Below are 6,881 nucleotides of genomic sequence, written 5' to 3'. Positions count from 1 at the left end.
CGGAGCCCCTGCCATGGAACACCTGACCACACTCAAGACCTTGCACGTGCTGGCGGCCTCGTTGGTGCTCATCAGTGCCCTGGGCCTGGCGCTGTGGGCCTGGCGCGCCCGGCGGCTTGGCCAGGCAGAGACCGGCGCGCGCCTGCTGCGCCGACCCTTGCTGTTCGTCTGGCTGCTGATGCTGTTGTGCCTGGCGAGCCTGCCGGTCAGTGGCTGGTGGCTGGTGCACCTGATCGGCTGGCCGCTGGGGCAGACCTGGCTGCTGGCTTCCAGCGTGCTTTACCTGCTGACGGCCTTCAGCAGCGCCTGGCTCCTGGTGCGGCTGAACCGCCTGCGCAGGGGTATCCCCTGCGGCGTTGGCCTGACGCTGGGGCTGGCCGTGTTCAGCGCCGCAGGGCTGCTGGCCAGCGCTGCATTGATGGGCGCCAAGCCAGTCTGAGCGGCGCTGTCACCGGCTGTTCACGCGCCGACGCTATACAGGGGGCTATACAGGTAACGCAGTTGGGCACGCCGCGGCACCCTCGACACCGCCCAGCGCGGTGCAGGCCCCGAATTCTCCGCCATTGGGCTTGCCGCAGATAAGCGCAGCAGGCGCGTTGCTGCGCTCGCAAGCTTTGTGGAACAATGCGGCGACATGCGTTTTCGAGGTTGCGGCCGTGATCGACCCGGATGGTTTTCGTCCTAATGTCGGGATCATTCTTACGAATGATGTCGGACAGGTGCTATGGGCTCGGCGAATCAACCAGGATGCCTGGCAGTTTCCCCAGGGCGGTATCAACCCTGATGAATCGCCGGAAGATGCCCTGTACCGCGAGCTGAATGAAGAAGTCGGCCTGGAACGCGATGACGTGGAAATTCTTGCCTGCACCCGCGGCTGGTTGCGTTATCGTCTACCCCAGCGTCTGGTCCGCACCCACAGCCAGCCGCTGTGTATCGGGCAGAAGCAGAAATGGTTCCTGCTGCGCCTGGTCACCAATGAACAGCGGGTACGAATGGACCTGACCGGCAAGCCGGAATTCGACGGCTGGCGCTGGGTCAGCTACTGGTATCCGTTGGGCCAGGTGGTGACATTCAAGCGCGAGGTCTACCGCCGCGCGTTAAAAGAGCTTGCCCCGCGCTTGCTGATGCGCGACTGACCACGGAGTCCGACCCCGAGCCATGCTCAATACGCTGCGCAAGATCGTCCAGGAAGTGAACTCCGCCAAAGATCTCAAGACGGCGCTGGGTATCATCGTCTTGCGCGTCAAAGAAGCCATGGCCAGCCAGGTCTGCTCGGTCTACCTGCTCGACCCGGACACCAACCGTTTCGTCCTCATGGCCAGCGAAGGCCTGAACAAGGCCTCCATCGGCAAGGTCAGCATGGCCCCCAACGAGGGCCTGGTGGGTTTGGTCGGCACCCGTGAAGAGCCGTTGAATCTGGAGGACGCCGCCGCCCACCCGCGCTACCGCTACTTCGCCGAAACCGGTGAAGAACGCTTCGCGTCGTTCCTCGGCACGCCGATCATTCACCACCGGCGTGTGGTCGGCGTACTGGTGATCCAGCAGAAAGATCGCCGCCAGTTCGACGAGGGCGAGGAAGCCTTCCTGGTCACCATGAGCGCGCAGTTGGCAGGGGTGATCGCGCATGCCGAGGCCACCGGCTCGATCCGCGGGCTCGGGCGCCAGGGCAAGGGCATTCAGGAAGCGCGCTTCGTCGGCGTACCGGGCTCGCCGGGTGCGGCGGTCGGTCGGGCGGTGGTGATGCTGCCGCCGGCAGACCTCGATGTGGTGCCGGACAAGACCGTCGAAGACATCGATGCCGAGCTTGCGCTGTTCAGCAATGCGCTGGAAGGCGTGCGCGCCGACATGCGTACGCTTTCGGCCAAGCTCGCCACCCAGCTGCGCCCTGAAGAGCGGGCGCTGTTCGACGTGTACCTGATGATGCTCGAAGACGCCGCCCTCGGGGGTGAGGTGGTCGAGGTCATCAAGACCGGGCAGTGGGCGCAGGGCGCCTTGCGCCAGGTGGTCAGCGAGCACGTCAACCGCTTCGAGCTGATGGACGACGACTACCTGCGCGAGCGCGCCTCCGACGTCAAGGACCTGGGCCGGCGTCTGCTGGCCTACCTGCAGCAAGCCCGCTCGATGTCGCTGGTGTATGGCGACAACACCATTCTGGTCAGTGAAGAGCTGACCCCGGCGATGCTCGGCGAAGTGCCCGAAGGCAAGCTGGTGGGGCTGGTCTCGGTACTCGGCTCGGGCAACTCCCACGTGGCGATCCTGGCCCGCGCCATGGGCATTCCCACGGTCATGGGCCTGGTCGACCTGCCGTATTCCAAGGTCGACGGCATCGAACTGATCGTCGATGGTTACAAGGGCGAGGTGTTCACCAACCCCAGCGAGGTGCTGCGCAAGCAGTACAGCGAAGTGGTGGAAGAGGAACGCCAGCTGGCCCAGGGCCTCGACGCCCTGCGCGAACTGCCGTGCATCACGCCAGATGGCCACCGCATGCCGCTGTGGGTCAACACCGGGCTGCTCGCCGATGTGGCCCGCGCCCAGCAGCGCGGCGCCGAAGGGGTGGGCCTGTACCGCACCGAAGTGCCGTTCATGATCAACCAGCGCTTCCCCAGCGAAAAAGAGCAGCTGGCCATTTATCGCGAGCAGTTGCAGGCGTTTCACCCGCTGCCGGTGACCATGCGCACGCTCGACATCGGTGGCGACAAGTCGCTGTCGTACTTCCCGATCAAGGAAGAAAACCCGTTTCTCGGCTGGCGCGGTATTCGTGTCACCCTTGACCACCCGGAAATCTTCCTGGTCCAGACCCGCGCCATGCTCAAGGCCAGCGAGGGCCTGAACAACCTGCGCATCCTGCTGCCGATGATCTCCGGCATTCACGAGCTGGAAGAGGCGCTGCACCTTATCCACAGGGCCTGGGGCGAGGTGCGCGATGAAGGCACCGATGTGCCGATGCCGCCCGTCGGTGTGATGGTGGAAATCCCGGCAGCGGTGTACCAGACCCGCGAGCTGGCGCGCCAGGTCGACTTCCTCTCGGTCGGCTCCAACGACCTGACCCAGTACCTGCTGGCCGTCGACCGTAACAACCCGCGCGTCGCCGACCTCTACGACTACCTGCACCCGGCCGTGCTGCAAGCCTTGCAGACGGTGGTCCGCGATGCCCACGGCGAAGGCCGCCCGGTGAGCATCTGCGGCGAGATGGCGGGCGACCCGGCTGCGGCGATCCTGCTGATGGCGATGGGCTTTGACAGCCTGTCGATGAACGCCACCAACCTGCCGAAGGTGAAATGGATGCTGCGCCAGGTCAGCCTGGAAAAAGCCCGGGAACTGCTGGCCGATGCCATGAGCCACGACAACCCGCAACTGACCCACAGTGCCCTGCAACTGGCACTGAAGAACCTGGGTCTGGCGCGCATGATCGGGCCTGGGGCCAAGACCCCGCTGTGAGTCGACGGCTCACCGTTTGAGCCGCCCCGCAGTGCCGGTCCATGCACGCCACGGCCTCGATCGGCCGGCGCTCAGCTCGGCCCCATGGCCAGTGCGATTTCACCCAGAGGCACGCCACAGGGCCCGAAGCTGCGCTCGATCAGTTGCCGCTGACCAAGCGCATCGCTGATCAGCACCGTGCTCGCCCGCGTGCCGTAGTGCGGGCTGGCGATGAACGCGCTCGACAACAGCCGCTCGGTCTCCAGGCCCACGCCCGTCTCGGGCAGTGCCTCATCGCTCGCCACCTGCGCATCGGCCAGCAGCGCCAGCAAGCGGTGTGGCTGCGGTGCATCCAGCGCCGCCCGCAAGCGCTCGCGGGCCTTGATCAGTTTGGGCCAGGGCGTGTCGAGCCGGGCGTTGGACAGGCCGTAGACACCGGGTTCAAGCAGTTCAGGCTGGCCCTGCCGGGCATTCAGGTAGCCCAGGTGCTGGCCGTCGCCGAGCAGGAGGTTGAAGCCGGCATACTCGCCACTGCGCCCAGCCAGGCTGGCCAGGGCGCTGGGCACATCGTCGCGACCGCGCAGAAAGCCCGCTACCAGTTCACCCCTCGAGCGCAAGCCGACCGCCTGCCCGGGGCTGCGGATGTTGGTCAGCGCGGCGAAGCGATTGCCCGGTCCGACCCCAAGCCAGCTACCGCCTGCCTGCAAGTCGCGCCCGGCAAGCACGCCCGGCGCGTCGCTCCAGGCCGCCAGGGGTTGAGTCGGGCGGGCGTAGAACTCGTCACGGTTGGCCGCCACGATCAACGGCAGCGAATGGCCGGGGCGCCAGGCAAATACGATCAGGCACATGAAATGGCCTCCAGGGTTTGCGCCACTGTACCGAGCGTGCAGAGGAGGGGGAATCATGGCGTTGCAGATCTTCGCGCCCGTGCAGGGCACCTGTTGCCTGGCAAGGCCTGGCCCGGCAGTGGGGGCGGCGCACTGCTCACGCGGATGCTGAGCCGTCGCGCGCAGGGATCTGCGGGTAGTGCGCGCGGGCCTGAGCGGCTCGGGCGAGGCCGCCGACTGGCCTGCTCATCCGGCAGGCGCACACACATTTCATGTGGCACCTAGAGCCTTGTGCCCGGCTTCCGTTACCATGCCGGACTGATTTCCCCGGGGAACGCCCGTTGGCGCTCGGACTCTACGTGTTTCGGGTACTTGCGCCTGGCGCCTGGCTGATGCGTGCAGCGTGCGATGGGCCCCCGCGGGTCGTGATCGCGCGCGCTGGCCGCCGCGCATGCGCGATGCCAGTTCTGCCGCGCTGTCGTGCAGCGTCGGACTCAGCTTTCTGATTTGAATCAAGAGGAATCACCATGCTGCCTTACCCGCAGATCGACCCCGTGGCCTTGGCCATCGGGCCGCTGAAAATCCATTGGTACGGCCTGATGTACCTGGTGGGCATCGGCGGTGCGTGGCTGCTGGCATCGAGCCGGCTGCACCGCTTCGACCCGACCTGGAGCCGCGAGAAGCTCTCTGACCTGGTGTTCTGGCTGTCGATGGGCGTGATCGTTGGCGGGCGGCTCGGCTACGTGCTGTTCTACGACCTCAGCGCCTACCTCGCCAACCCGACCCTGATCTTCGAAGTGTGGAAGGGCGGGATGTCGTTCCACGGCGGTTTCATCGGGGTGATGCTCGCTGCGCTGTGGTTTGGCAAACGCAACGGCAAGTCGTTCTTCGAACTGATGGACTTCGTCGCACCGATGGTGCCGATCGGCCTGGGTGCCGGACGCATCGGCAACTTCATCAATGCCGAGCTCTGGGGCAAGCCTACCGATGTGCCGTGGGCCATGGTCTTCCCGCCGTTCAGCGACCCTGCGCAACTGCCGCGTCACCCGTCGCAGCTGTATCAGTTCGCCCTGGAGGGCGTGGCGCTGTTCGTCATTCTCTGGCTGTACTCGCGCAAGCCGCGCCCGACCATGGCGGTGTCCGGCATGTTCGCGCTGCTCTACGGCATCTTCCGCTTCATCGTGGAGTTCTTCCGCGTGCCGGATGCGCAACTCGGTTACCTGGCCTTCGGCTGGCTGACCATGGGTCAGGTGCTGTGTGTACCGATGATCATGGCCGGGCTTGGCCTGATCTGGTGGGCGTATAATCGCCAGCCCACGGCAACCACCGTCAAATGATTCCCGCGGCCGGGGCGATGCCCCGGCCGCCTCGCTACAGGTAGGCCATGAAACAGTATCTAGACCTGGTCCGTGACGTCATCGACAACGGCACGCTGCAGGAAAACCGCACCGGCATCCGTACCATCAGCCGCCCAGGCGCCATGCTGCGCTTCGACCTGCAGCAGGGCTTCCCGGCCATCACCACGCGTCGGCTGGCCTTCAAGTCGGCCATCGGCGAGATGGTCGGCTTTCTGCGGGGCGTGAAGAACGCTGCGCAGTTCCGCGAGCTCGGCTGCAAGGTCTGGGACCAGAACGCCAACGAGAACGCCCAGTGGCTGGCCAACCCGTTCCGCCAGGGCGCCGACGACCTGGGTGAAATCTACGGCGTGCAATGGCGCCAGTGGCCGGGCTACAAGCGCGTGCCGTTGAGCAACCCCGAGGCCATCGCCATGGCCGAGGGGCAGGGCTTTCGGCAGATCGCCCAGGACCAGGAAGACGGCCAGGCGTTCGTCATTCTCTACAAGGCCATCGACCAGGTGCGCCAGTGCCTGGACACCATCGTCAATGACCCCGGCAGCCGGCGTATCCTGTTTCACGGCTGGAACTGCGCGCAGCTCGACGAGATGGCCTTACCGCCGTGCCACCTGCTCTATCAGTTCCACCCGGATGTGAAGAAACGGGAAATTTCCCTGACCCTGTACATCCGCTCCAATGACCTCGGCCTCGGAACGCCCTTCAACCTCACCGAGGGCGCTGCACTGCTGTCGCTGTTCGGCCGCCTGACCGGCTACACACCGCGCTGGTTCACCTACTTCATCGGCGATGCCCACGTGTACGAAAACCACCTGGACATGCTCAACGAACAGTTCACCCGCGAACCCTTGCCGGCGCCAACGCTGCGCATCAGCGACCGGGTGCCGGCGTTTGCCGACACTGGGAAGTACGAGCCAGAGTGGCTGGAGAAGATCGAGCCGAGCGATTTCACCCTGGAAGGGTATGAGCACCATGCGCCGCTGACGGCGCCGATGGCGGTTTGAGTCAAGTCGACGCGGCGCCAGAAGTGGTTTGCTCTGCGGCATGTCCTTAGAGGTGTTCGACACTCTGGAGATGGGGCCGTGAAGTTTCTTGCGCCGCTTCGGTAGTGCTCCTTACCAATGGATTTCAACCTGTGCTCATTGGCGGGTTGACCTTGGCGCTTGTGACAGGCACGTCAGGATAGGGCTGATTACTGAAAATCCTGATCATAAACTACCAGTACGAACCTTGGCTCTGATAAATGGCACGTCAGATGAGAGGTAGGGCCGGATAAGAGCAGCCA

Annotated in this window: 6 protein-coding genes; 5 read left to right on the top strand and 1 reads right to left on the bottom strand. The window is 65.1% G+C overall.

Annotated elements, in window-relative coordinates; genetic code table 11:
• Nucleotides 1-13 precede the first annotated feature (13 nt).
• The 3 genes from RT028_RS19595 to ptsP all read left to right on the top strand — a co-directional run bounded on the left by RT028_RS19595 (nucleotide 14) and on the right by ptsP (nucleotide 3,438).
• Complete coding sequence (locus tag RT028_RS19595) at nucleotides 14-439, top strand: DUF2269 family protein (RefSeq protein WP_312937044.1); 426 nt, start codon at nucleotides 14-16, stop codon at nucleotides 437-439.
• 217 nt (nucleotides 440-656) lie between these two features.
• Nucleotides 657-1,136, top strand: a complete 480-nt coding sequence (locus tag RT028_RS19590) for an RNA pyrophosphohydrolase (RefSeq protein WP_312937042.1) — start codon at nucleotides 657-659, stop codon at nucleotides 1,134-1,136.
• A 22-nt stretch (nucleotides 1,137-1,158) separates the two neighbouring features.
• Nucleotides 1,159-3,438: a phosphoenolpyruvate--protein phosphotransferase gene (ptsP, locus tag RT028_RS19585; RefSeq protein ID WP_312937040.1), complete on the top strand. Its 2,280-nt coding sequence runs from the start codon at nucleotides 1,159-1,161 to the stop codon at nucleotides 3,436-3,438.
• Nucleotides 3,439-3,509: 71 nt separating this feature from the next.
• Here ptsP and RT028_RS19580 read toward each other — a convergent pair whose 3' ends face one another.
• Nucleotides 3,510-4,265, bottom strand: a complete 756-nt coding sequence (locus tag RT028_RS19580) for an NRDE family protein (RefSeq protein WP_312937038.1) — start codon at nucleotides 4,263-4,265, stop codon at nucleotides 3,510-3,512.
• 506 nt (nucleotides 4,266-4,771) lie between these two features.
• On the opposite strand from RT028_RS19580, the gene lgt reads away from it, so the two are divergent.
• Nucleotides 4,772-5,581 carry a prolipoprotein diacylglyceryl transferase gene (lgt, locus tag RT028_RS19575; RefSeq protein ID WP_312937036.1) on the top strand — a complete coding sequence of 270 codons (810 nt, stop codon included), beginning with the start codon at nucleotides 4,772-4,774 and terminating at the stop codon, nucleotides 5,579-5,581.
• 47 nt (nucleotides 5,582-5,628) lie between these two features.
• On the top strand, nucleotides 5,629-6,600 hold the full coding sequence (locus RT028_RS19570; protein ID WP_312937032.1) for a thymidylate synthase: 972 nt from the start codon (nucleotides 5,629-5,631) through the stop codon (nucleotides 6,598-6,600).
• The last annotated feature ends 281 nt before the right edge of the window (nucleotides 6,601-6,881 follow it).

The organism is Pseudomonas sp. (genome assembly GCF_032058845.1).
In the GTDB taxonomy this organism is placed as follows: Bacteria; Pseudomonadota; Gammaproteobacteria; order Pseudomonadales; family Pseudomonadaceae; genus Aquipseudomonas.
The sequence above is the reverse complement of the archived record's forward strand: the minus strand, read 5'-3'. Positions and strand labels throughout refer to the sequence as shown.